The 26005-nt window shown below is 72.6% G+C and carries 17 protein-coding genes; 8 read left to right on the top strand and 9 right to left on the bottom strand.

The window, feature by feature from the left end; translation table 11 throughout:
- The 7 genes from BL253_RS34110 to BL253_RS34140 form a co-directional block, all read right to left on the bottom strand.
- On the bottom strand, positions 1 to 251 hold a 251-nt coding region (locus BL253_RS34110; RefSeq protein ID WP_158230474.1), incomplete at its 3' end, for an alcohol dehydrogenase catalytic domain-containing protein.
- A 158-nt stretch (positions 252 to 409) separates the two neighbouring features.
- Positions 410 to 3145, bottom strand: a complete 2736-nt coding sequence (locus BL253_RS34115; RefSeq protein WP_076821757.1) for an FHA domain-containing protein — start codon at positions 3143 to 3145, stop codon at positions 410 to 412.
- 284 nt (positions 3146 to 3429) lie between these two features.
- Positions 3430 to 4638 (bottom strand): chromate efflux transporter, encoded by a 1209-nt coding sequence (gene chrA, locus BL253_RS34120; protein ID WP_198946514.1) that lies wholly within the window; start codon positions 4636 to 4638, stop codon positions 3430 to 3432.
- Between the two features lie 502 nt (positions 4639 to 5140).
- Positions 5141 to 6799: an FAD-dependent oxidoreductase gene (locus BL253_RS34125; RefSeq protein WP_076821730.1), complete on the bottom strand. Its 1659-nt coding sequence runs from the start codon at positions 6797 to 6799 to the stop codon at positions 5141 to 5143.
- Positions 6800 to 7275: 476 nt separating this feature from the next.
- The gene (locus tag BL253_RS34130; RefSeq protein WP_241835391.1) at positions 7276 to 9567 is read right to left on the bottom strand and encodes a PKD domain-containing protein; all 2292 of its coding nucleotides are present in this window, start codon (positions 9565 to 9567) and stop codon (positions 7276 to 7278) included.
- Positions 9568 to 9723: 156 nt separating this feature from the next.
- Positions 9724 to 10299: a class I SAM-dependent methyltransferase gene (locus BL253_RS34135; protein WP_076821732.1), complete on the bottom strand. Its 576-nt coding sequence runs from the start codon at positions 10297 to 10299 to the stop codon at positions 9724 to 9726.
- Between the two features lie 6 nt (positions 10300 to 10305).
- Positions 10306 to 10689, bottom strand: coding sequence for a VOC family protein (locus BL253_RS34140; RefSeq protein ID WP_076821733.1), 384 nt, complete (start codon positions 10687 to 10689; stop codon positions 10306 to 10308).
- 54 nt (positions 10690 to 10743) lie between these two features.
- On the opposite strand from BL253_RS34140, the gene BL253_RS34145 reads away from it, so the two are divergent.
- Positions 10744 to 11493 carry an AraC family transcriptional regulator gene (locus BL253_RS34145; RefSeq protein ID WP_158230475.1) on the top strand — a complete coding sequence of 250 codons (750 nt, stop codon included), beginning with the start codon at positions 10744 to 10746 and terminating at the stop codon, positions 11491 to 11493.
- Positions 11494 to 11572: 79 nt separating this feature from the next.
- On the opposite strand, the gene BL253_RS34150 is transcribed toward BL253_RS34145, so the two are convergent.
- Complete coding sequence (locus tag BL253_RS34150; RefSeq protein WP_241835392.1) at positions 11573 to 12100, bottom strand: hypothetical protein; 528 nt, start codon at positions 12098 to 12100, stop codon at positions 11573 to 11575.
- Between the two features lie 344 nt (positions 12101 to 12444).
- Between BL253_RS34150 and BL253_RS34155 the strand changes: the two genes are divergently transcribed.
- Positions 12445 to 13524 carry an NAD-dependent epimerase/dehydratase family protein gene (locus BL253_RS34155; protein ID WP_076821737.1) on the top strand — a complete coding sequence of 360 codons (1080 nt, stop codon included), beginning with the start codon at positions 12445 to 12447 and terminating at the stop codon, positions 13522 to 13524.
- Between the two features lie 112 nt (positions 13525 to 13636).
- Positions 13637 to 18613, top strand: coding sequence for a diguanylate cyclase (locus BL253_RS34160; protein ID WP_081438979.1), 4977 nt, complete (start codon positions 13637 to 13639; stop codon positions 18611 to 18613).
- Here BL253_RS34160 and BL253_RS34165 read toward each other — a convergent pair.
- Positions 18591 to 18914, bottom strand: coding sequence for a hypothetical protein (locus BL253_RS34165; protein WP_241835393.1), 324 nt, complete (start codon positions 18912 to 18914; stop codon positions 18591 to 18593). The two genes, BL253_RS34160 and BL253_RS34165, sit on opposite strands and share 23 nt — an antisense overlap.
- Positions 18915 to 19033: 119 nt before the next feature.
- Between BL253_RS34165 and BL253_RS34170 the strand changes: the two genes are divergently transcribed.
- The 5 genes from BL253_RS34170 (at position 19034) to BL253_RS34190 (ending at position 25801) form a co-directional block, all read left to right on the top strand.
- The gene (locus tag BL253_RS34170; protein WP_241835394.1) at positions 19034 to 22531 is read left to right on the top strand and encodes a helix-turn-helix transcriptional regulator; all 3498 of its coding nucleotides are present in this window, start codon (positions 19034 to 19036) and stop codon (positions 22529 to 22531) included.
- A 365-nt stretch (positions 22532 to 22896) separates the two neighbouring features.
- On the top strand, positions 22897 to 23490 hold the full coding sequence (locus BL253_RS34175; protein ID WP_076821740.1) for a DUF6529 family protein: 594 nt from the start codon (positions 22897 to 22899) through the stop codon (positions 23488 to 23490).
- A gap of 30 nt (positions 23491 to 23520) precedes the next feature.
- On the top strand, positions 23521 to 24006 hold the full coding sequence (locus tag BL253_RS34180) for a Rieske (2Fe-2S) protein (RefSeq protein WP_076821742.1): 486 nt from the start codon (positions 23521 to 23523) through the stop codon (positions 24004 to 24006).
- A gap of 115 nt (positions 24007 to 24121) precedes the next feature.
- Positions 24122 to 24745, top strand: a complete 624-nt coding sequence (locus BL253_RS34185) for an FHA domain-containing protein (protein ID WP_076821768.1) — start codon at positions 24122 to 24124, stop codon at positions 24743 to 24745.
- A gap of 564 nt (positions 24746 to 25309) precedes the next feature.
- Entirely contained in the window at positions 25310 to 25801 is a 492-nt protein-coding gene (locus BL253_RS34190; RefSeq protein ID WP_241835395.1) for a Rieske (2Fe-2S) protein, read from the top strand.
- Positions 25802 to 26005: the final 204 nt, after the last annotated feature.

Here is a 26005-nt window from a genome sequence, read left to right on the forward strand (position 1 = left end):
CCCACCGCGAAGCCACGCACCTGCGGGCCGACCTCCACCACGATGCCGGCCAGGTCGCTGCCCTGTCCGGAGGGGAACGTAGCCGGCCAGCGTCCGTGCCGCGCGCCCTTGCGGATCATCACCTCGCCGGGCTGGATCCCGGCCGCGCGGACCTCGACCAGCACCTGCCCGGGGCCGGGCACCGGACGCTCCACATCCTCCACCCGCAGCACATCGATCTCGCCGTACTCGTGGAACCGCACCGCCTTCATGCCGTGATCACCGCGTTTCGTCGTTCGGACAAGCCCTGGACGGCCGCGCACCAGACACCACGAGTCGACCGCGTCATTGCCTTCAATGGCCCAAGCGCAGCGCTGTCTTCCCAGGGATGTTCCGGTGCGTCTCGGTCAGGCCGCCGAACCGGGAAGGATCACCGCGGCGTGGCCGTGTCCGCCGCTCGGCCGGGGCGAGGGCGGGAGAAACGGGGGTCGAGCCGRCCGAGGAACAGGCCGGCGGCGGCCAGGCTGGCCAGGCCAAGCACTGTGAGGGCGCCCAGGTCGAGCAGCAGGATCTTCGTCGTGTGCCGCCAGAGTGGATCGGGCGGAACCCCCGGATTCAGACGTGGGTCGGTCAGCTTCTGGACGTCGACGAGGTCGGTCACCGAGGCCGCGGCGGCGTGGCCCCAGCGGCCGGGTAACAGCCAGGACAACTGGTTGAGCCCAGGGCGACCGGCCAGCGGGATCAGCGCGCCGGCCAGCACCAGCTGCGCCGCGGAGAGCAGGACCAGCGGCGGCATCGCCTTGTCGGCGTTGTCGACCAGCGCGGACACCGCGAGGCCCATCATGGCYGCGGCGGTCCCGGTCGCCGCGACGACGATCATCATCTCGACCATCGGCTGGCCGGTCAGCACCCCGTCGGCCGGGGTCCGACCCGCGAAACCCATGACGGTGATCACCGCGCTCTGCGCCGTGGTGATCGCGGTCAGGATCAGCGCCTTGGAGCCGAGGTAGGCGGTCGTGGACAGGCCGATAGCGCGTTCACGCAGGTAGACGGGCCGTTCCTTGACGATCTCGCGGATCGCGTTGGACATGCCGAGGAAACTCGCCACGAGTGTGACGACGAGCAGTACCCGGATGGCGTCCCGGTTCGGCTCCCCCGTCCGCACCGCGCGTAGTCCGTGTGGGGTCTCGACCAGCCGTGGAAGCAGCCCCAGCAGGAACGGATAAGCGACGATCATGCGTAGGTAGGAGTGATCGGAGGCGATGATCCGCCCGTACCGGCGGCTCAGGGTCAGCAGCTGGGAGAGCATCGGCTGCTGGCGCGGCGTCGACAGCGGAGCACGGGCTCGCCGGGCGACCAGCCCGGGGGACGCGGACGGCGCGTTCTTCGCGAGGTGGACCGAGGAGCGGTGCCGGCGGGCGAACCGGGCCGCGCCGTCGGCGCTCTTGAGGACTCCGAAGGCGTCCGCCCAGCTGGCCTGGCCGAGGAAGGGCAACGCGTCCCGCGGCCCGCCGAAGTAGGCCACGTGCCCGCCCCGGGTGAGGACCAGCAGGAAGTCGCACACGTCGAGCTGGGCCACGCTGTGCGTCGCGACGACGACGGTCCGCCCGTCGTCCGCGAGTCGGCGCAGCGACCGCATGACCTCCTGGTCGAGGCCGGGATCCAGCCCGGACGTCGGCTCGTCCAGATAGAGCAGGGTCGGCTGGGTGAGCAGCTCGAGCGCGACGCTGGTCCGCTTGCGCTGGCCGCCGGACAGTGTCGCGACGCGCCGGTCGGACAGGTCGACTCCGCCCGGCAGCGTCCACTGGCCGGTCGCGGTGACATCCGCGAGGTCGAGCTCGTCCGCCCCGAGCGCGGTGAGGCCGAGCTCGGTGAGCACGGCGTCCACGCGCGCGCCGCGTTCGGCCCGGGTGGTCTCGGCCGGGAAGCGCAGGCGGGCGCCGTACTCCAGAGCCTGGCGGACGGTGAGGGTCGAGTGCAGGATGTCGTCCTGCGGCACGTAGCCGATGCGCCGGCGCAGTTCGTCGTACTCGGCGTAGAGATCACGGCCGGCGTAGCGAACGGTTCCGGCACCGGCCGGGCGGAACCCGGTCAGCGCGCCCAGTAGCGTCGTCTTCCCCGACCCGCTGGGCCCGATCACCGCGAGCAGCGACCGCCCGGGCAGGCGGAAGCTGATGTCGTGCAGCAGCCGGGCTCCGTCGATGTCGACGGAGAGGCCCTCCACCTCGAAGGCGACGTCGCCGGTGTCCAGGTACTCGGCCAGCCGGGTGGGGACCGCCCGCGGGTCGTCGGCGTCGCCGATGGCACGGAACATGTGGTGGCCGATGGCGATCAGGTCGCCGGCACGCAACGACGCCCGTTCGACCCTGCGGCCGTTGACGTAGGTCCCGTTCGCCGAGCCGAGGTCGACGACGCGCACGCCGCCGGGACCGACGGTCAGCTCGGCGTGCCGCCGGGAGGCGAGCAGGTCGCCGACGACCAGGTCGTTCGTCAGCGCACGGCCGACGGACATCCGGCCGGGGCGCAGCGGATGGACGGGGCCGGGGCCACTGAGCTCGGTCACCGCCGCGGGCCCCGGCCCGGCGGACCCGAGCCGCGGGCCCGCCAACCCGCCGAGGTCACCGATGTGGGCGGTCAGCTCCGCGTGATGCCGGCCGACCGCCGTGGCGTCGGGAGTGCCCTCCCCGCCCGATGCGGGATCCGGTTCGCCGTCGAGCCGGTGGCCGGACTCACCGGCGGCCGGCCGGCGGAGTCCGGCCGGGTCCGCCGACGGGCCCGGCGCCGGCGGGGCCGGAGGGGCCGTCTCCTCGTGGGACCGGGGGGGCGGTGTCAGCCGTCGGATCGGCATGGTGGCGGGCGCCCCCGCCTCCATCGCGACCGCCACCGCCACGGTGATGCGCGGCCCGTCCGCCGAGCCCAGGCGGAACTCGGACTGGGCCCGGACCGGCACCCGGCTTACCCGCCGCCCGGCCAGCCACGTCCCGCCGCCGCCGAGGTCCACGACCTCCCAGCCCTCGGCCGCCTGCTCGATCAGCAGGTGGCGCCGGGACACTCTCGGGTCGGCGATCACCAGATCGGCGGTGGCGTCCCGGCCCACGAGGAATGACTGGCCCGGCTCCACAACGAAGACCTTGTCGCGACGGCGAACCGTCAGACCAGACGACAAGCCATCTCCCAGCACGCTCCGGCGCTACGACAACTGCTCAGGCCCTTGGTCGTCGATCCTGACCGGGTGGCCGCCTCGTCCCAGGTCGCGTCGCGTCGCGTGAACCACGATGTGGCGCGGATCCTCCGTAGGCAGACTTACCTTTCTAGACCATTGTCGCAACAACGGCGCGTATTGCTGCGCCGGACGGGACCGGTCGGGACCGACGGCAAGCGCTCCCGCGCGACGCTCGTTACGAAGCGTGGATGACCGGTAGTCCGGCACCCGGGCCGCGGGCAGCGAGGTCAGCTGGGGAGTGGTCCGCCGGCGGCGGCGACGATGATGCCGGTCGCGGCGGCGGCGAGCAGGGTGAGGACGACTCCGCGGCGGGCCGCGACGAGCAGGAGCAGCGCACCCGCGAGGGTGGCGAACTGCCAGGGCTCGTGTAGCGCGAGGGCGAGCGGGATGGCCGAGCCGAGGATCGCGCCGAGGGCCGCGGGTCCGGTGCCGTCGAGGAAGCTGCGCGCGAAGGGGCTGGTCCGCAGCCGGTCGAAGTGGGGTCCGCCGATCAGGATGAACAGGAACGACGGGGTGAAGGCGACCACGGCGGCGAGCAGGCCGCCGCCGATGCCGGCCGCGGCGTAGCCGACGGCGGCGACGGTGTGCACGACGGGGCCGGGGGTGATCTGGCCGAGGGAGACGGCGGTGAGGAACTGGCTGGCGTTCATCCAGTGGTAGTGGTCGACGGCGTCGGCCTGCATGAGTGGGATGATCACGAAGCCGCCGCCGTAGGACAGCATGCCGACCTTCAGCGCGACCCACATCAGCGCGAGCAGCCCGCCCCCGGCGATGGCGCCGGCCGCGAGCAGGGGCGTCGGGGTGAGCGTGGGTGGGCGGGCGGCGCCGCTGCCGCCCGGTGTGATGCGCCGGGCAGCGAGTTCGACCAGGCCGCAGCCGACCAGGAACAGGACCAGCCAGGGGCCCAGTGTGGCCGCGCCGGCGGCGCCGGCGGCGAGGTAGAGCGGCCAGCGCCGCCGGCTCGTCGTCCTGGCGCGCCGCCAGCTGGCGGGCAGGAGGCCGAGGGCGGCGTGCACGGCGACGGCCGCGACCGCGGAGCCAGCGCCCGCGCCGGCGGCGCGCACCCACTGGGGTGGGGTTCCCGCGAGGAACAGCGCGGACAGCGCGAGGACGACGATCAGTCCGGGAAGGATGAACGCGAGCCCGCCGACCAGCGCGCCCGCCCGCCCGCGCAGCCGCCACGCGCAGTAGATCGACAGCTGGGTCGAGGCCGGCCCGGGGAGCAGGTTGCACGCGGCGATCGCGTCCTCGAAGTCGCCCGGCGTGATCCAGGCCCGCCGCTCGACGCACAGCTCTCGGAACATCGCGATATGGGTCGGTGGGCCGCCGAACCCGAGGCAGCCGATGCGGCCCCACTCGCGCAGCAGCTCGCCAAGGCTGGGGCGGGGGGGCGCCGCCGCCACCACCTCCGGGTCCGGGTCCGGGGTCGGGTTCACGGGCCTAGCGATCGCTGTACGCGAACTCGGCGAGCAGCCGCCGCCGGACCTGATGGATCACGAGCCGCGGGAACTCCGGCGGCGAAACATCCTGGTCAGCTGTCAACACAGCGGACGACGGTATATCAAATCGATTTGATCAAACAAGTCGGGTTGATTGATCAACGTGACGGCCCTGTCCGCCGACGGTCCGACGGGTATGACAAATGTCAAAACGAGTGTGTTCGTCAAAGGTTCTGGAGATGTTCATGAAGGCGCTTGTCCATCACGGTGCGGAGCCAAGGCGTGGGAGGAAGTACCCCTGCCGACGATCGAGGGGGACACCGACGCGGTCGTGCGGGTCGACGCCACCACGCTCCGCGAAACCGACCTGCATATTCTCAAGGGCGGYGTGCCCTCGATAGTCAGTGGCCGGGTTATTGGTCACGAAGCGGTTGGTACCGGTGTCCCCGACGCCGATCTCGGAGACCGCCTTCCAGCGGGAAGGCGACCGGACCGGTGCTCAGCCGATGTCGCGGGCGGGTCGCGCGGCGGCGTGCCGGCCCGCCCGGTACCCCATCACCATGCTGGGGCCGACGCAGGAGCCGCCGCCCGGGTAGCTCCCGCCGAGGACAGAAGCCGCGGTGTTCCCGGCGGCGTAGAGGCCGTCGATGATCGGCGCCTCGGTGCCCAGCACGCGGGCGTCGGCGTCGATCTTCGGGCCGCCGCTCGTTCCCAGCGTCCCCGGCCACTGCTGGATCGCGCCGTAGACCGGGCCGACGACGGGCTGCAGGCTCGTCGTGTCCGGGCCGGTGGCCGAGCGCACCTGCTCGGGGTCACCCCAGTCGGGGTCCTCCCCCTTCTCCGCGAACGCGTTGTACCGGAGCACCGTCTCCTCCAGCGCGTCCGGGTCCACGTTTATCTTCGCCGCGAGCTCGCGGATACTGTCGGCCGCGACGAGCCACGACGGAGCGGGCTGACCGTTCGGCCCGACGATGGCGCCGTCGACGATCTTGCCACCGAAGACGCCCTTCTTCCCCTCCCACTGCCTTGCCCCGAAGACGCACCAGGCGGGTGCCTTGTTCGTGTAGCCCGGGTTGCGCTGGTCGAAGAAGTTGAAGGGGTGCGAGAAGTCGTTGTACGTGTAGCCGCCGTGCATGAAGCGCTTGCCCTGCTGGTTGACGATGATCGACCCGGCGCCGAGGCCCATCTCCATCTGCGGCAGCGCGTTGCCGTCGCGGCCGATCTCCCACGGGTCGTGCATGACGCCGTAGCTGAAGAAGGACGTCATCAGACCGAGCTGGGCCCCGGCGCGCATCGCCATCCGGTGGCCGTCGCCCGTGTTGGTCCATGGCGTRCACGGCTTCACGTCGTAACCGAGGAAGGTCGTCACCATGTCGGGGTTCCACTCGAAGCCGCCCGTGGCGAGGACGACGCCCTTCCGGGCTCCGAGACGCTTCCGCGCGCCGTCCTCCCCGGCGATGACGCCGATGACGTCACCGGCGTCGTTCGTGACCAGCTCGCGCCCCGGGGTCGAGTAACGCACCGAGACGCCGCGGTCGAGCAGTGCCTTCAGCAGCGGGGCGACGAGGCCACCCCCCTTGGCTCTGTACCCCTCACGCCGGCGTCGCTCCAGCTCCTCGCGGGGTACGACCTCGATCRCCTCGGCGTAGGCCACCTCGGGCGGCTTCACCCAGGGGCTGGGGTTCACCCGCGCGGCCCACTCGGCGCCGAGCTCGGCCACCGCCGGGTAGGGCTGGCATGAGACGGATCGCGGGATGTCCTTGGTGCCGGGGATGCGCCCGGGGACGACGGCGTAGTAGTCGGGGAGCCCCTTGTGGGCGCGGGTCACGAGCCCGGTGTTGGCCTCGAGGTAGTCCAGCGCCTCCGCGGCGGTGTCGACGTAGACCTCGATGAGGTGCGGGTCGTAGGCGCGGCCGTCGGAGAGGCGCGTGACGTAGCTGATCGCCTCTTCGCGCGTGTCCTGGCCCGCGATGTGCCGGTTCAGCGGGATCCACATGTCCCCGCCGGAGGCGGCCGTCGTCCCGCCGATGAACTCGGACTTCTCGACGACGCAGACACTCGCGCCACCATCGGCGGCGAGCAGTGCCGAGGTGAGGGCACCCGCGCCGCTCCCCACCACGACGACGTCGAAGACCTCGTCCCACGCTACAGCGCTCATGCCCCGAATTCTGGGTTCTTTGTACCGACCGGTCAAGAAGTAAGGCCGACGCAACCGCCCACGTAACCGCGCCACCGCGCCACCGCGCCACGGCGACGAGGTCGGCAACGTCACTGATCACCGATGCGGGCCGGGGCTCGCCCTGCCGCGGGGAGCCGTCGGCCTCCGGCGGCGCCCCGGACGCCGGGCCGTCGGACCGGCCCACCGCGACGTGGACGGGACGAGCTCCATCGCCATCGCCATCGCCATCGCCGAACAAGATCATAATGTTGCCCAGTGGAACGACGACCACCGAAACCCTTACGGCACTCTCAGTGGGACGGTCGTGGGCTGCCCGCGCCTGCCCGCGGGCAGGCCGACGGCCGCGCCGACACCGCGTCTCCAGGCCGCTTGATCTCGCCGCGGCGCTGGTGACGCTGACGCGGGCAGGCGGCCTTCGCCTGCCCGCGTCGCCTCTCAATCGGCGGTGCTCTCGGCTACCGGACGACGACCCGGACGCGGGCGAGGTTCTGGACGAGACCGTAGGGGCCGTCGCCAGCGCCGGGCTGCCGAGAGGTGACCCGCACGACCGGGAAATAGGTGCCGGCCTTGGCGAAGGTGTGCGTGATGGTCAGCCGGGCGTTCTGGTCAGGTTTGTCGATGTCGGACTTCTCCGGGTAGCCGCCCTTGCCATCGAAGTCCCATTCGGCACTGACGATCTCGCCGGTGCCGGGCGGCATCTGCGCGGTCGCCGTGAGGGTCACCGGTCGACCGGCGGACGTCTCGGCACGTTCGGCCGCCTGGATATCGCGGCCGTCGACCTTGGTGACGGCCAGGTCAACGACCGGCTGGACGCCGTGGCGTTCCGCGGCGGCGGCCGGTACGTGGATCTGCGTGTCCCCGTCGACCTGGTAGGCGGTGCTGGCCGGCGGGGCGGTGCCGTCCCGGACCCAGGCGTCCAGGTAGAGCACGGCCTGCTGAAGCGCACCCAGGTACCTCACGACGTGGGTTTCGGCCGCCGCGTCCTGCGGCGGGATGTGATCGGCATTGGCCGTGAACCAAAGGCGATAGTCGTCGTTCAACTTCGCGCCGAGGTGGCCCTGCGCCCGCTTGCGGTACCAGTCGGCGGGCCAGGGGAACGCCTCGGTGTCCAGCAGCGACGCCAGCATGATCATTTTTCCGTGGAAGGTGCCGGTGGGGATGGCGCCGCTGGCCGCCTGGGCGAACGTGGGCCCGGCGAGAATCGGCCGCTGCGGGTATTGCGGCGCACGGTCGGCGCCGCGGAACTGGTCCCAGGCGTACTCGTCGGTCGGTGGGACCTGGTAGCGCTGGTAGTACTCGAGCGCGAGGATCCAGGAGTTGTCGAGGCGAATCCGGTCACCCGGGCGAATCGCCGCCGTCACCGCGGGGTCGGCACCCGTCCCGTAGGTGACGGTGTCACCTCGCACGTCACCGAGCGGGATGGTCTTGCCGGCGGCCGCACCACTTAGCACGACGATGTCCGCACCGGTCAGATTGCCGGTCGGATCGGCGGGAACGCTCGACAGCGTCAGCCCGCCGGGCGGAGCGGCGGGAATGGTCGGGGTGCCCTGGACATCAGCCAGCGCGGGCCGGGCCGGAACGGCGGGAACGTCCGCCAGCGCGGTGACGACGGCTTCGTGCTGGATCCGGGCGGCGCCCGCCGACGAGGCCGGATCGGTACCGGCATAGCCCGGCTTGGTCCAGAAGTCGTCGACGTAGGTCGGGTCGAGGATGCGGACACCTCCGGCGACCGCGAAGAACGCTCCCCCGCTCATGTTCCGGTAGTCCCACCAGCCGCCGAGCGGGAGGCCGAGCCGGGTCGCCTCGTGCAGGACCGACTGCTGCTCGTCGGTGAGCGCCGCATACGGATCGCCGCTGCCGCCCGGCTCCAGAGCGTCGACGATCCGCGGAAAGGCATCGCGCAGCACTCGCAGGGCCAGAAGCTCAACCGTCATGCTGCTCGGGATGGCGTTGGGGCTGCCGGGCACCATCGGCACACCGCCGTCCCAGACGCCTTCGGTGTTCTCGAGCGCGCCGATTGTCTGATAGGCGCCGCCGCTCGCGCCGTAGATGTAGCCGCGCGGGCGCGCGTTGTCGCCGTAGACCTGCTTCGCGACCGTGCGGGAGAACTTCGCGGCCGCCGCGTTGACCCGGTAGCCGGCGATGTCGCCGGCGCCGGGCAGACCGCCAGCGTTGTTCGTGGACACGGCGTACGCGCCGTTGGTGATGGCGAAGGTGACGGCGTTGGGTGCCGCCTCCTCCGTCGACAACGTGGGATAGGTGGACTCGAAGAAGCGCCCCTGATACCGCTCGGGGAAGTAGAGGGCGAACTTCGCCTTCGTACCGGTGAACCCGCCGTGGACGTAGCGGACGTCGACCGTCACACCCGCCGACTTGTCCGTGACCTTCCGTTTCTCGTCGAGGTCGACGTACGGCCGGTTCAGGACCGGGTCGACACAGGGCTCGGTCACACGGATGGCGCCGCCTTCGGAAGCGGGCACGCACGCCGGGCCCTGGAGCACCTTCGCGTCGATCTGTAAGGGATGCCCGAGGTCGGTCTTCGCCGCGGGTAAGGGCGGCTCCGAGGAGTCCTTGGAGCACGAAACCAATGTCCCGGCCGTGACCAGTCCGACGGCCACCAGCACCGTCAACCTGGTCGAGCGTGACCTGCCACCCCGCCCCGCGAGCCGGCCGGCGGACCGACCGCCGAGGCCCACCGCGCGCCGCCAGTCCCGGCCGCCGCCGAACCCGTTCACAACCCGTGTCATTCTGCCCTCACCGCTGTCATCCGAATCCCTGAGCGTCGCTGGTTGCCGAGTGCAACACAGGATTCTGGGACATGCAAGGGAAGTGTTGCGACGTGGGGGAAGTTCCCAGGTTCCGACGTGGGAGAAGTTCCCAGGTTCCTGAGCCGGAATTCCACGCTAGTAGTCGCGTGGCGGCTTGCGTCCGCGGAAGCGGAGCGCGTACTCGTTGGTATCGACGTGGACGTCGATATAGCCCACCGCGCGAAGCCTGCCGGCGAGGCCGCCCGGGTCGACGGGAACGCAGACGTCACCCTCGTGGAGGTCACGGAACTCCGGGCTGTCGAGGGAGTCGCTACCCGCGAACAGACCGCCGGGGACGAGCAGCCGACAGACCTCGGCGAACAGCGCGTCCTGCTGAGCGGCACTTGGCACGTGGTGCAGCATCGTCAGGCAGACCGCGCCGCTGAACCGTCCGTCCGGAAGGGGCGCCGCGGTGGCGTCGGCGGACACAACGGTGACGTTCGAGTCGGCGAGACGGGCGGTGAGGTTGGCCGCCAGCTCCGGATCCGCCTCGACCGCGGTGAGCCGCTGGGCGCGGGCRCGCAGCACGTCGGTCGTCAGGCCCGGCCCGGGGCCGACCTCGAGGACGTCGTCACCGAGGTCGACCGACTCGAGTGCCCACGGAATGATCCAACGCTCGACCGTTTCGGCCCATTCGGCGCTTGAACACAACGTCAGGTGCTTCTCGTTCATCTGGACCTACTCGGCGCCGGCGTCGTACTGCATGGCTCCGACGGGATTTCCCGCCGGGTCGGCCAGGAAGACGAGGTGACCGACTCCGCTGATGGTGAACCGGTCGAGCAGGATCCGGCCGCCCGCGGCCCGGACCGCCGCCGCCGTGGCGTCGACGTTTTCGACCGCGAACGTGCACTCCAGGCCGGTCGTCGGGCGTCCGGGCACCAGTTCACGTCGCTGCTGGAGCGCGCCGGCGATTCCGGGGTCATTTAGCGAGCCGGTCCGAATTCGGTAGAAACCGGGCGGGCCCCAGGCGGTGAAGGTCCAGCCGAAGATGTCCTCATAGAAGGCGCGGCTGGCCGGGACGTCGTCGGCATTGATCGCGAAGTGGGCGAGGTTGGCGGTCATGTGCCCATGCTGGCAGGCAGGCGCGGTGGCGCGCTTCCTAGAATTCGCCATGTCATGTCGATTTCACGCCGTCCCGCGAGCGACCCACCGGTGCGCGGGTATGCGGTGACCCACCCGGCTGGCGCGGCGTCGCTGCCGATCGAGGCCGGGTGGGACCAACTGCTGTACGCGGCTTCCGGAGTGATGACCGTGTCGACGCTGTCCGGCTCATGGACGGTTCCGCCGCTGCGGGCCGTGTGGATTCCCGACAGCGAGCGGGCGACGGTGTCCAACCGGTCGCCGGTGGCGGTCCGCGGGCTGTTCCTCGACTCGTCACTCGGCGCGCTGCCGGCCGCGGGCCGGGCGATGAACATGCCTCGTTTCTGCCGGGAGCTGCTGCTGCACACCGTGGGCCGCTGCCCGCTCGATCTGGGTGACACGGTTCAGGCCGCGCTGCTCACGGTGCTGCTCGACCAGCTACGGAGCCTGCCTGACGCTCCGCTGTGGCTACCTCGCCCGATCGACCCACGCGCGGCCGACTTCGCGGCGGCAGCGGCGGCGGACCCCTCCATCGCCTCGGCGGAGCTCGCTCGACGCGTCGGCGCCGGTCTGCGCACCCTCGAACGGCTCTTCATCGCGGACACCGGCCTCGGCGTGGGCGCCTGGCGCCGCCGCTGCCGCATCCTGGGCTCGTTCGACGCGCTGGCCGCCGGCGCGTCCGTCACCGTTGCCGGCATGTCGGCCGGATACGCCACACCGTCCGCCTTCGTCGCCGCGTTCAAGCGAGAGCTGGGTGTCACGCCCCGGAGGTTTCTAGCCCCGTAGGCATATCCCAGGTCTCCGCCATCAGGGCGCACCTTCGCTGGCCGGCGGAACCATGTGCGCTGTCGTGGGTCCGTCCGCGTCAGTGCAGCAGCACTCGTAGCAGGATCAGGGCGAGACCGAAGGCGCCGGAAACGAGCCCGTACGCCAGGGACGCCCAGGTACCGCGCCCGCTCTGCCGGCCGGCGATCTCCCCCCACATCACCAGCGCGGCCATGCCGGTCCACATCCCGGCGAGCGCCGCCGTCTGGACCGACGCCCCCGCCGCCGCCGCCAGCAGCACCGCGAGCAGCGGGAAGAAGGACGCCGTCACCAGGGACCACTCGTGTCCCATCGTCTCGGCCAGGCGGTGCAGGCCCGCCCGGCGGCTCGTACTCGGCGGCGAACCCAGGAAGTCGGCATACACGTGGGCGAGCCAGTACACGAGCACGCTGACCAGCTCGGCGTAGATCAGGTCGCGCAGCTCCGTCTGGCGCTCGGACTCCACCGCCAGCACCGAGTCGGCGAGCACCGTCCCGTAGATCGAACCGGCCGGATTGCGCGCGAGCGCGAGCATGCCGGCCCGCCAGCCGCGGCGGGAGGCGACCCGGGGGTCGAGGCGCTCGGACACGTCCACGCCCTCAGGGTCTACCCGATGGGTACCCACCTGGCTCGCCGCGTGGGCCCGGATCGGGAGGCAACATCTCTGAACACCCCCGAACACCCGCCGTGCGCCGCGTGATCCGACGCGTGGGATGCGGCCACCACCCGACCGGCGGCCTCGCACCGACGGGCAGCCACGGATCGAAGCGTGTTCGAACCGGCACGGCGGGAAGACCGCCCAGATGGGCGTGAGTCTTCTGTGCCAGCGACCGATACACCGGCCCCAGCACAGGAGAGATCCCGCCGCGGACCCCGCCAACGGCGCGTCCCGGAATCACCACCGCGCCCGGTGACGACAGCGAGGAGGAGCTCATGACGGCGGCGAGCGATGTCGGCGACGGCACCCGAAAGGTCGTCGTGGTCGGCGCCTCCGGCAACGTCGGCACCAGCGTCGTGCGGTCCCTGGCCGCCTGCCCCGAGATCAGCTCGATCGTGGGGATCGCGCGCAGGATCCCCCAGTGGGCGGCGCCGAGGACGCAGTGGGTCCAGGCGGACGTGGCACAGGACGATCTCACCGAGCTGCTGCGCGGGAGCGACGCCGTCATCCACCTGGCGTGGCTGTTCCAGCCGGCCCACGACCCCACCGCCACCTGGCGGAACAACGTCCTGGGCGGCATCCGCGTGTTCGAGGCGGCCGCCCGGGCCGGCGTGCCCGCCCTGGTCCACGCCTCGTCGGTAGGCGCCTACTCGCCTGGCCCCAAGGACCGCGCCGTCGCCGAGGACTGGCCGACGGACGGCTGGCCGGGAGCCGCGTACACCCGCGAGAAGGCGTACCTCGAGCGCGTCCTCGACGCCTTCGAACACACCCACCCCGAGATGCGCGTCGTCCGGCTCCGGCCGGGGTTCATCCTCAAGCGCCAGGCAGCCAGCCAGCAGCGCCGCCTGTTCCTCGGGCCCCTCCTGCCAGGCAGGCTCGTGCGGCCGGCCACCGTGCCGGTCGTCCCCGACATCCCTGGGCTGAAGTTCCAGACCGTGCACACCACGGACATCGCCGAGGCCTACCGGCTCGCCGTCCTGCGGGACGTGAGAGGCGCGTTCAACATCGCCGCCGACCCTGTCGTGGATCCGGGCCTGCTCGCGGACATCCTCGACGCCAAGGTCGTCCATGTCCCCGCGAAGGCCGCCCGCGCCGCGCTCGCCRCCGCCTGGCACCTGCGTCTGGTGCCCGCGTCTCCGGACCTGTTCGACGCCGTCCTGCGCCTGCCCATCCTGGACACGACCCGGGCAAGGGTCGAGCTCGGCTGGTCACCGCGGTACGACTCGTCGGCCGGGATCAAGGAGTTCCTGGCCGGTCTCCGGGACGGCGCCGGCCTGCCGACACCGCCGCTGTCCGAATCCGTCAAGGGCGGCCGGCTGGCCGAGGTCGCCACCGGGGTGGGGCAGCGAGCCTGACGGCCCAGCTGAGCCGGCCGGGGACCCCGTTGCCGCCGCCATGATCGGGGCAGACTGCCCATATGAGCTGTGCACGACGCCGGGCGGGGGCTGGCCGACGGGGTGTCCGCGCATGACACCCGGCCGGGATCCGCCACCCGCGGTGGTCCGGGCCGACTCCGCCTGCGCGGCGGAGTCGGAGTCTCTCCATGAGTCGGAGTCTCTCCATGAGTCGGAGTCTCTCCATGAGACGGAGCGGACCCGGGTCAGCCGGCTGGTGCTCCCGACCGGGAGCGTGATTCGCAAGGAGCCACTCGGGCCCGACGCGCGGCGGCGGCTGCGGCATGAGACCGAGATCCTGGAACGGCTGGCGGGACTTGACGGGGTCGCCCAGCTGGCCCCCGATCCGCCGCCCTGTCCCGGGTCGATCCTGCTGGTGGACGTGGGCGGCACGGCCCTGTCCAGGAGGGCGACCCCGCTGGATCCGACCGACCTGGTCGACCTGAGCCTGTCGCTCGCGCGCGCGGTGGCGGGAATGCACCACCGGGGGGTGGTGCACCGGGATGTGAACCCGGCGAACATCGTGGTGAGCGCGGTCGACGACGCGCCGTACCTGGTCGACTTCACCTTGGCCACGGCGGTGGCGGCCGTCCAGCAGGGGTTCACCCACCACAACGCGGCTGTCGGGACGGTGCCGTATCTGGCGCCGGAGCAGACCGGCCGCACCGGCCGCCCGGTCGACCAGCGAGCCGACCTCTACGCGGTCGGGGCGACGCTCTACGAGCTGGCGACCGGCGCGCCGCCGTTCGGGAGCGGCGACCCGTTACGGATCATCCATGACCATCTCGCGCGGGTGCCGGCGCCGCCGTCAGCCGTGAACCCGGCGGTGCCGGCCGGCCTGTCAGAGATCATCATGCACCTCCTGGAGAAGGAGCCGGACGATCGCTACCAGAGCGCGGACGGGCTGGTGCACGATCTCCTGCGGGCGCGCCGGGGCGACGCCGTGTGTCCCGCCGAGGAGGACTCCTCGGCCCGGCCGCTGGCCCCGTCCCGGCTGGTCGGGCGTGACCACGAGATCGACGCGCTCGACGAGGCGTTCGCCGACGCGATGGCGGGCCACTGCACCGGCGTCCTGGTCGGCGGGGCACCGGGAATCGGCAAGACGTCCCTGGTCGACGCGCTGCGGCCGATCGTGGCCGGTCGGGACGGCTGGTTCGCGGCCGGCAAGTTCGACCAGTACCGCCGCGACCTGGAGTACGACGGGGTCAGGCAGAGCCTCCGCGCGCTCGCCCGGCTGCTGCTGGCCGAGCCGGAGGACTCGCTGGCCGTGGTCCTCGAACGGATGCTGCGCGGGCTGGGGTCCAACGTCCGCCTGGCCACCGCCCTGGTGCCGGAGCTGACGGCCGTGCTGAACGTCTCCCCTGAGCCGGGGGATCCGCTGACCGCGCAGGCCCGCGCCCACCGCACCGGGTTCGCGGTGCTGCGCGCCATCGCCACGCCGAAACGGCCGGTGGTGCTCTTCGTCGACGACCTGCAGTGGGCCGGGCGGACCCCGCTGGGCTTCGTCGACCTGGTCCTGCGCGGCGAGGAGCCGTGCGAAGGGCTGTTGCTGGTCGCGACCTACCGGGACGCCGACGTGGACGCCGCGCATCCGCTGGCGCCGCTGCTCGCCCGCTGGGACCGCCAGCAGCCGGTCAGGCCGCGCCATCTGCGGCTGCGAGGGCTGCCACCGGCCGGCCAGGCGGCCATGGCGGCCGACCTGCTGCGCCTGGCGCCAGAGCCGGCCTCCGAGCTGGCCCGGCTGATCGAGCCATCCACCGGAGGCAATCCCTACGACGCCGTGGAACTGGTCAACTCGCTGCGCCACGACGGCCTCCTGACCTCCAGTGGCGACGGTTGGCACTGGGACCCGGCGGCGCTGCGCGACCGGCTGGAACACGTGGACGTGATCGAACTGCTGACGGCCCACGTGGCCACGCTGCCTCCGGCCGCCAAAGAGATGCTGACGGTGACGGCGTGCCTGGCCGGCCGGGTGGAGCTGGGCCTCCTCGAGGCCGCGACCGGACTGCCGGAGGACGAGATCGAGCGGCGGCTCGCCCCCGCGTTCGCCGACGGCCTGATGGTGTTCGAGCCCGACGACCGGTGGCCCGTGCGGTTTCGTCACGACCGGGTGCGGGAGTCCGTTCTGAGCGGCCTCACCGCGTCCGCGCGCCGCGCCGCGCGGCTCCGCCTCGCCAGGCGTCTGGCCGACCGGCCCGAGTTCTTCGCCGTGGCGGCGGAGCAGTACCTGTCCGTCGCCGACGCCGTGCACGCTCCCGCGGAGCGGCGGCTGATGGCGCGGCTCTTCCGGCGGGCCGCGCAGGACGCGAAGGTGCCGGGCAACTACCTCCAGGCGGAACGGTTCCTGACCGCGGCGGTGGCACTCGTCGACCCGGCCGACACCGATCAGCTGATCGCGGTCCGCACCGAGCGACACGCCGCGCTGTACGGTCTGGGCCGGCTGGAGGAGGCGGACGAGGAATACCGGACGATCTGCCAGCTGTGCACGCGGCCGACGCAGGGCACTCCCGCCACGGTGCAGCAGGTGACCAGCCTCACCAACCTGAACCGCGGCGAGGAGGCGGTGCGCCTCGGTGTCGACCACCTGCGCCGGCTCGGCGTTCCCGTTCCGGAGCGGGACGACCTTGAGGCGGAGATCGACCGAGGACTCGACGCGGCCTACAGGTGGATGGACGAGACCAGCGCGACCGACGACCTGCGACGGCCGGGACTGTCCGAGAGCTGGCAGATCTGGGCCGTCAGGCTGGTCAATCGGCTGATGCCCGCGGCCTTTTTCTGCGACCAGAGAATGATGGCCTGGCTGTCCGTGCGAGCGCTGGACATGTGGATCGATTACGGCCCGGATCCCGACCTTTTCGACCCGGTCAGCCACATCGCGTTTGTCGCCATAAGGCGCAGGCAGGACTATCATTCCGGGTATCGCATGATGCTGCGGATCCTCGCGGCCGGCCGGGCACGCGGGTACGAGCCCGACATATCGGAGGCGCGGTTTCTGTACCTCGTGAGTACGGGCCACTGGTTCGACACCCTCGAGAGCAATGTGCGTGACGGGCGGGGCGCGCTGGAGGGTCTGATCCAGGGCGGGAGCCTCCATAACGCATGCTGGTGCCATTACGTGCTGATGTACGGCCTGCTGGACAGCGCGCCCTCCCTCGACACCTTCATCGCCGAGACCGACGAGGCGCTGGCGCTGGCCGCGCGCACCGGGAACGGCCACGCCGAAGGGACTTTTCGGTCATTTCGTCAACTGGGGCGGGTGCTGCGCGGCGAGGCGATCGAGTCGGCGGGCGAGGAGGCGGTCCAGCAGAACCTGGTAGCCACCAATCCGTTCGCCGTCGCGCATCTGCATCTCACCCGGGCGCTCGCCGCGGCCATTCTCGACCGACCGGCGGAGCTCGCCCAGCAAGCGGCGGCCGTGCTGCCGTTTCGCCTGGTCATCGAGGCGACCTACGTCTCGGCCACGGCCCGGGTGCTGCTGGCGATGGCACTGGCGGGGCAGGCCCGCGTGGCGGGAGGCGAGGACCGCGCCGGCAAGCTGAAAGAACTGGACGAGCTGGTCGAATGGGTGGCGGAGCGGGCGGCGGACGCGCCGGTCAACTTCCGTCATCTGCTGCGTCTGGTGGAGGCGGAACGTGCCTGGGCACGCGGCGACTTCCACGAGGCGGCCTACACCTTCGACCTGGCGCAGCAGGAGTGCTCGACCCGGATCCGCCCTTGGCACCGGGCGCTGATCCTGGAACGCGCCGCGCGGTTCTACCTGGCCAACGGCATGGARGAAGCCGGCCATGCCCTGCTCGCCTCGGCCCGTCGCCAGTACCAGGACTGGGGCGCGGCGGCGAAGGTCAGCCAGCTCGACTGGGCCTACCCGACGCTGCGCGCCGAGCCCGCCCGTGTTCCGCCCACCATGGCGCCACCGGTCGTGCCGGCCGGCCGCCGCTCCACCGTCATGGCCGGCACGGTCGACCTGCTCGGCATCGTCGCCGCCTCGCGGACACTCAGCTCCGAGACCAGCATCGAGGGCCTGCGAACGCGGGTCGTGGGCATTCTGTCGGAGATGACCGGCGCCACCGGCGTCCATCTCCTGCTCCGCAACCAGGAGGGACACGACTGGCTGGTGTCGACCGGTACCGGTGCCGTCCCGCTGCGCGAGGCCGACCGCCAGCGCCTGCTGCCGGCCTCGGTGATCTGGTACGCCGAACGCACCCACGAACCTGTCGTCGTCGCCGATGCCACCCGCGATGACCGGTTCCGCCGCGACGCGTACATCACCGATCTCGACCGTTGCTCGCTGCTGGTCGTGCCCATCCTGACCAGAGGCGAGCTGCGGGCGATGCTGCTGCTGGAGAACCGGATGATCCGGGGGGCGTTCTCGACCGAGCGTCTCGAAGGAATCATGCTCATCGCCGGGCAACTGGCCGTCTCGCTGGACAACGCCCTGGTGTACGCGTCGCTGGAGCGCAAGGTCACCGAGCGGACCCAGCAGCTCGCCGCCGCCAACCGGCGACTGGAACAACTCTCGATCACCGATCCGCTGACGGGGCTCGCCAATCGGCGACGCCTCGAAGAAGTCCTTGAGTCCGAGTGGGGCCGGGCACAGCAGCAGGCAGCCTCCATCGCGCTCGCCATGGTCGACATCGACCATTTCAAGCTCTACAACGACCATTTCGGACACACCGCCGGCGATCGATGCCTCCAACGGGTCGCCGCGTGCCTGGCCCAGAACATCAGCGACGCTCACCTGGCGGCCCGTTACGGCGGCGAGGAGTTCGCCATCGTCATGCCGGGTACCGACACCGACGCCGCGACCGGCCTGGCCAGGCACCTCTGCTCTGCCGTCAAGGAACTAGCCGAGCCACACCCGCTGGTCGGCGAGGGCGTCGTCACGGCCAGCATCGGCGTCGCGGCGGTCGCCCCCACCTCGGAGAAGGCCGCCGACGAGATCATCGAGCTTGCCGACGGCGCGCTGTACCGCGCCAAGCACGGCGGACGCGGCCGGGTGAAGGTGGCGCTTCCCCATCCCGCGCCGTTCACGGGACGGGGAACTCGGTAACCGGCACGGCCTCGGTCCGGCTCGCGACATAACGCGGCACCAGCGCCAACGCGGCCTCGGCATCCGCCGCTTCGACCGTCCAGAACATCTGGTGCTCGTCGTCGCCCAGGCCGCAGGACGCGAGCGCGCGGCCGTGCCGCAGGGGACTGTCGAAACCGTGCCAGGACGCGAAGACGAACCGGCATTCGGCCGGGCCGTGCCGGTGGCACAGGACGAACATCGCCATACATGCGAGCGTCACCCGGCCACGGCTCGCCATATATCGGGGAGATCCCCAGACCCGGCCGTCGATGTCACTCAAGCGACCCGGCTACCGGGACAGCCCAATGCTCTACCACAATGCCCGCCAAAGGCGATCGAACTCCGCACGGGCCTGCTGGCCCGTACGCACGCGGCGACGGCGCCGCGGGGGAGGGCACAATGACGCATCGGGTCTTCCTGGTCGGGCGCGACCAGGAAATGGCGACGATCCGCGCCGCCATCGATCGGCTGACCACCGACGGGCCAGCCACCCCGGCACCCAGAACCCGGGTGGGGAACGGGTCGGCGGCCGTTGCCGCCGGTATCCGCCGGCCGCGAGCCGGTTGGCTGGAGATCAGCGGCGAGGCGGGGATCGGCAAAAGCCGGCTGATCGACGAACTCACCTCGCTGGCGGATCAGCGCGGCCATCTGGTACTGCGGGGCCACGGCAGTGAGCTGGAGCGCGACATCCCGTTCAACGCCATCGTCGACGCGCTGGACGACTACCTAGGCGCCGTCGACCCGGACCGGCTGCGCACGCTCGGCGACGACCGGCTCGACGAGTTGGCATCGGTCTTCCCCTCGCTACGTCCACTCGGCCGGGCCAGGACTGACACTTCCGAGTTGGACCGCTGGCAGGCCTACCGCGCCGTACGCCGGCTGCTCGAGCTACTCGCGGCCGAGCGGCCGCTCGTGCTGGCGCTTGACGACCTGCACTGGGCTGACACGGCATCGGCCGAGCTCGTCGCGTACCTGCTGCGCCGTCCGCCAGCGGCGGCGGTGCTGCTCGTGCTCTCCTACCGGCCGCGACAGGCACCGGCCACGCTGCTCGCCGCGCTCGCGGGGGCGGCCGGCGACCTGCCCGAGCCGGGTACCGCCGACACCGTCGCCCCCGCGGGCGCCGCCGGGGCGACCGGTGCCGACGGCACGCGGATCCGCCTGGACGCGCTCTCCCGCGCCGACGCCGACCTGCTGCTGGGCCCGATTCGTGATCAGATCGCCAAGGCCCGCTGGTATCGCCAGAGCGGTGGAAACCCCTTCTATCTGGAGCAGCTCGCCCGTTCTCGCTCGTTCCCGCCGCCGATCATCGCGATGGACCGCCCGGCCACCGCCGTCCCCACGGGAGCGGGGGACGACGATCTCGACGACGAGGTGCCGCCCGCGGTCGCGGCCGCCGTCGGGGCCGAGATCGCCGCGCTGCCCGTCGCGATCCGCCTGTTCGCCCAAGGTGCCGCCGTCGCCGGGGACACGTTCGATCCCGAGCTCGCCGCGGCCGCCGCCGGCCTGGCCGCCACACAGACCGAAGGCGCCGCGAGCACGCGGGCGGCCGCTCCGGCTCCCACGGCCCAGCCCACCAGCTCCTCCGCCGCCCCCTCCGCCGACACCAACCTTGGTCTTGGCCTCGATGTTGGAGTCGACGTCGCCTCCAACGTCATCTCGTCGCTGGACGCCGTCGACGTCCTGATCAAGGCCGACGTCATCCGGCCGACGGAGCTGCCCCGCCGGTTCGCCTTCCGGCACCCCATCGTGCGTCACGCGGTGTACGTCTCGGCCGGCCCGGGCTGGCGGCTGGGCGCGCATGCCCGCGCCGCCGCGGCGCTCGCCGCGCGCGGTGCGCCCGCCACCGCCAGGGCGCACCACGTCGAGCGGGCCGCGCTGCCCGGTGACGAGGAGGCGGTGGCGCTGCTCGCCGCCGCGGCCGACGCGAGCCGGCTGCGCGCCCCGGCCGCCGCCGCCCGCTGGTATGACGCGGCCCTGCGGCTGCTGCCCGCCGCGGTCGGAGAGGTCGACCCGCGGCGCATCGCCCTGCTCGCCCGGCTGGCGAGCGCGCTGGACTCGAGTTACCAGCCGGAGCGAGCCCGCGACGTGCTCGACGAGATCCTCGGCCTGATCCCGCCGTCGCTTCCGGAGCAGCGTGCCCACGTGATCGCGCTGCGCTCGGCCGTCGACCACATGCTCGGCCGGCACGGCGAGGCCAGGGCCCTGGTGCTCGACGCGCTGGCGACGGCGGACCCCGCCACCCGCGAGGGCTGCCTGCTGCGCCTGCAACTGGTGATCGACCACTTCTACACCGGCGAGTACGACGGGATGCGCCGCTGGCAGCGGGAGACCCATCCGCTGGCCGAGCGGCTCGGCGACCCGGCGCTGCTCGCCGTCTCCACCGGACTGCTCGCGGGCGCCGAGTACATGGCCAGCGGCGTCGCCGCGGCCGACGCCGGCGCGACGGAGGCCGCCCGCCGCTACGACCTGCTGGCCGACGACGACGTGCTGCCCCACCTGGCGATGCTCGCCTGGCTCGGCTGGACAGAGTTGTACCTGGAACGGTTCACCGACGCCGCCCGTCACCTCGACCGCGCGGACTCGCTCGCGCGGCGGCGGGGCCGCGGCGCCACCCTGGCCATGGCCGCGGTCGGCCGGGCGACGCTGGCCGGCTGGCGTGGCCAGGTGCCGGAGGCGGCGCGTCTCGCCGACGAGGCCGTCGAGTCATGCCTGCTCGCGCCGCACCTGCCGTTCCTGTCCTGGGCGCTCGCGGTGCGCTGCTGGACGGCGACGCTGGCCGGCGACCTGACCGAGGCGCTGCGGCTCGGCGCGCACGCCGTCCGGGTCGCGCGGCCCGAGACCGACGCCGTCTCGGTGCTCGCCGGCTCGCACTACGCGGAGGCGCTGGTCGAGGCCGGCCAGCCGGACCGGGCGATCGACGAGCTGTTCGCCGCGGCCGGCGGCGCGGACCTGCCCCGCGTCGAGGAGGCCTACCGCCCCTACTGGTACGAGCTGCTCACCCGGGCGGAGCTCGCGAGGCGCGACCTGGACCGCGCGAGCCAGCGCCGCCCCCTGTTAGCCGCGCCGTGCCCGCCGGAACCGGGGCGCCCGCCGTCCAGGGCGAGCGTGTCCGGCCTGACGACGGTCAACGGCGTCAACGACGGCGACGGCGGCGGCGGGTTGGCGGCGGCCGAACGCTGGGCCCGGCGGGCGGAGCGCGCGGCGGCGCGGGCGGGTGGTGGACTGCCCGGGCGCACGGCCTCCGCGTTGCGCGCGCGGGCCGCCGTGGATCTCGCGCGCGGGGACGCGGCCGCGGCGGCGAAGGCCGCGCTCGCCTCCGCCGCCGCGGCCGAGCGAGCGGGACTGCCCATCGAGTCCGGGCGGTCGCTGACGCTCGCGGGACGGGCGTTCACCGCTGTCGGCGACACCGCGGCGGCGATCGGCGAGCTGCGGCGGGCGGAGTCCCGGCTACGCGCGGCCGGCGCGCGGCGACCCGGTGACGAGGCGGCCCGCCTCCTGCGCCAGCTCGGTGAGAAGGTCGCTCGCGGCGGGCGCCCCGGGGGCTCCTGGCGTCCCGCCCCACACCAGGTGGGCGGGCACGCCAGCGCCGGCGCCGGCGCCCAGCTGACGGCGGGCGCCGACGGCCCCGGCGCGGGCACGGGCACCCTGGCCGCGGTCGGCGTCACTTCCGCCGGGGCCGCTCGGGCACGCGCCGGGAACGACGGGACGGGCCCGGCGGCGCGGCTGTCGGCGCGTGAGCGGCAGATCGCCGAGTTGGTGGCCGCCGGTCAGACGAACAAGCAGATCGCCGCCGAGTTGTTCGTCAGCGAGAAGACAGTCGAAAGCCACGTGACGAAGGTTCTGGCGAAGCTCGGTGTGCCTTCCCGGGCCGCCGTGGGCGCCGTCCTGCGTTTCTGACGCCCCCTGGGCTGGTCCCGCCCACCAGGCGCGGCCCCGTCCCGGTGGCCCGACGCTTTCGGGCTGCCTCGCCGCCGGGACTCCCGACCGGCCATGACGGATCCGCGTCACACGCTTGACGGCCAGGACCCATGTGGCGGGATGATCCGGCAACGGAGTTCCGGCCGACGCGTGGCATGCCCTCAGGCGCACCGGGAACCAGGGTTTCTCCCGATGTTCTGGTCGGGAGTAGGAGATCAGGCTGAGCCTGGTGGTGGGGACGTTCGGCGTGGCCACGCGCGCCGGGCGTCCCTACCGATCGGGGAGCCGGAAACGGGGCGTGATCATGGACGCGCGACGCCGTTCCGGCCTGGAACGGAGGCCACATGTCGATGCCTGAGCCCGCCGCGGGACCGGCCGCGCCAGCGCGGCGCGGGTTCGCGACCGGCGGCACGGGCCTCGCCGGCGCGCTGCTCGTCGGTGCCGTGATCGCAGTCGTTCTCGGGGTCTACGGCCGGGAACACGAGCCGGCGCGGCGCCCGATCTACACGCTCGGTTTCTCCTCGCCACTGCCCATGAAGGCGTGGCTCACGACGGTGGTCCTGGCGCTCGTCGTCGTGCAGCTGCTCACCGCCCTGTGGATGTGGGGACGGCTACCCGGCGTCGGCTCGGCCGGGCCCGGGGTYGCGATCGTCCACCGGTGGAGTGGGACGGTGGCCTWCGTCGCCTCCCTCCCGGTCGCGTTCCACTGCCTGTGGGCGCTCGGCTTCCAGACGTCGGAGACCAGAGTCGTCGTGCACAGCATCGCCGGCTGCGCGTTCTACGGCGCATACGCGGCGAAGATGCTCGGGCTTCGGGTGAAGAGCCTGCCCGGGTGGGCGCTACCGGTGCTTGGCGGCCTGGTTCTGACGGCGCTCGTCGTGCTCTGGCTGACCGCGTCGCTGTGGTTCTTCACCCGCTCCGGCATTCCTCATGTCTGACCGCGCCACCCGTAACGAAGAAGGGCTGAGATGACGCAGGACGTCTCCGCGCCGGCCCAGCCAGCGGCGCTCACCCGGCGGGCCATCCCAGCGGTGGTCGTCATCGCCGGGGCCGCCGCTGGCTTCGCCGTCGCCAAGGGCCACGACGAGAGCGGGACCGGCCCCGGCGCGAACGCGGCCGGCGGCCCCCCGCCAGCCGGCGGCGGTGGCGCCGCCGCGGGTGGCGGCGGCACCCAGCTCGCCACCCTCGACCAGGTGCCGGCCGGCGGCGGGCTGATTTTGGACGGCCCCGGCATCGTGCTGACCAAGGACGCCGCGGGCAACGTGCACGGCTTCTCGACGGTCTGCACCCATCAGGGCTGCGCGGTCTCCGACATCACGGACGGCACGATCAACTGCCCATGCCATGGCAGCAAGTTCGACGTCTCGACCGGCGCCCCGGTAGCCGGCCCCGCCGGCAGCCCGCTGCCACCGGTCAACGTCACCGTCCGCGACAACGCCATCTTCACCTCCTGACCCTTCGCCGGCCTCGGCGCACCGCGCCGGCGCGGACGAGACCCAGCCAGTGACCTGCCCGCCGTCCGGCTCCGCCATCGCGAGGCCGGACGAACCAGCACGAGAGGGGATCAGCGTGCCACCCGTCGCGCTGCGCGTCAGCACCCCGGCCGGCGAGCTCACGCTGCCCGGTGACCACCCAGCGGTCGTCGGCCGGTCAGGCGACGCGGATGTCGTCGTCAACCATCCGAAGGTCTCGCGCCGGCACGTCGCGCTCGAGCCGTCGCCGGAGGGCTGGGTGGCCCGGGACCTGAGCACCAACGGGATCTGGCACGACGGCCAGCGCGTCGGGGCCGTGCGGGTCAGCGGCGACGTGACCCGTCTGCGCCTCGGCGGCGCGGATGGCCCGGAGCTGGCGCTCACCGCCCTGGTACCGGCCGCCGCGCCCCCGGCCGCGCCGGCCGAGCCCGACCTCGACGAGCTCGAGACCAGGCTCGCGCTCGGCGGCGTTCCAAGCCCGGCGGCCCAGCGGCCCGGCCGCGGATCCGCCCCAGTGCCGCCGGCGGCCCCGGCGGCCGTGCCCGGCAGGCCCGCCGGAGCACAGCCCCCAGCCGGCATGCCGGCCCAGCGGCCCGCGCCCGCGCCCACGCCCGCTCCGAGCGCGCGGCGCAGGCCGCCCCGCTGGCTGAGCACCGTGCCCACGCTGATCTGGCTGTTCGCCGCGGCCTTCGCCATCGGTGCCCTCGTCGCGCTCTCCTGACCACCTCGCGACGGCGTCGCGCCCTACGACGGGATGTCCGTCGCACCCCGCGATGGGACGTCGTCCCGGTGATGGCGGCGTCGCGCATGGCGTCGCCGTCCGGGGACGGGTAGGTCCCACCCAACGCGCGGGCACGGCCGGCGGGTCCGGGTGCCGGTCCGTCGTCGGACCGGCCCGCGTGGACCCGCAGGGCCGCGGGGACGCCGACCGCAAGCCCCCGGGCCCACAGTGCCGCAGGTCCGCGGACCCGCAAGCCCGCGGACCGGTGGCGACTGCCCGCGACGCTCGGGCAGAAAATGCGGCCGTGTGACGCGGCTCTCACCACCGGGTGTGACGCGGCTGTCCTAGGCCGGGCATTCCGACGACCGTTCCGCGACTACGGGCGGTCACGTTCAGGGGGTGAGCGGAACATTCTCACCACTTCTTTAATCGTAGCGGCCGGCGCGTACCGCCTGTTAGACCATCTGCCGGTTTACCGTCTGACCTGTCGGGTGGTATCGCCGTTTAGGAAGGGCCCATATGACGCAGGACGCCGCACCCCAGGCTGAACCGACCGAAACGTCGGTGAGGCCGGCCAGTCTCACCAGGCGAGCGACGGTCCCGTTGATTGCCGTCGCCGTCGGCGCCTCCGGATACCTGCTGGCCGCCTGTTCCAGCTCCGACGACGACGCCGCCGCCGTCTCCCCGTCCACCGGCTCCGTGACCACGGACTCCGCGGCGACCCCGGCGGCCGCGGCCACGACCGGGGGCGCGACCACCGGCTCCGGCGGCACCCAGCTCGCCACCCTTGACCAGGTGCCGGCCGGCGGCGGCCTGATCCTGTCGGACAAGAAGATCGTAATCACTCGCGGCACGGGCACCGACGTGCACGCCTTCTCCGCGGTCTGCACCCACCAGGGCTGCACCGTCGCCAAGGTGGCCGACGGCACGATCAACTGTCCCTGTCACGGCAGCAAGTTCGACGCGTCCACAGGCGCCCCCGTCGCCGGTCCCGCCCCCAGCCCACTCGCTCCCGTCGCCGTCACCGTCCGCGACAACGCCGTCTTCACAGCCTGAGCGCTGCTCTTCCCCTGGCTGGACCCGCCTCGGCGGACGCGGCGGGTCCAGCAGGGGCGGTCGGTCTGGCTCGGACGATTCGGCTCTCGCGCGGCCAGGCCAGAGGTGATCACCGCGATCGTTGAGCGGGGCGTTCTGGCTTTCTCGCCTCCACCAGATCGCCCCCGGCGGCGATCTGGCTCCGACCTGCCGCCCTCCAGCGAG

This window comes from Pseudofrankia asymbiotica (assembly GCF_001983105.1).
GTDB classification, from domain to species: Bacteria; Actinomycetota; Actinomycetes; order Frankiales; family Frankiaceae; genus Pseudofrankia; species Pseudofrankia asymbiotica.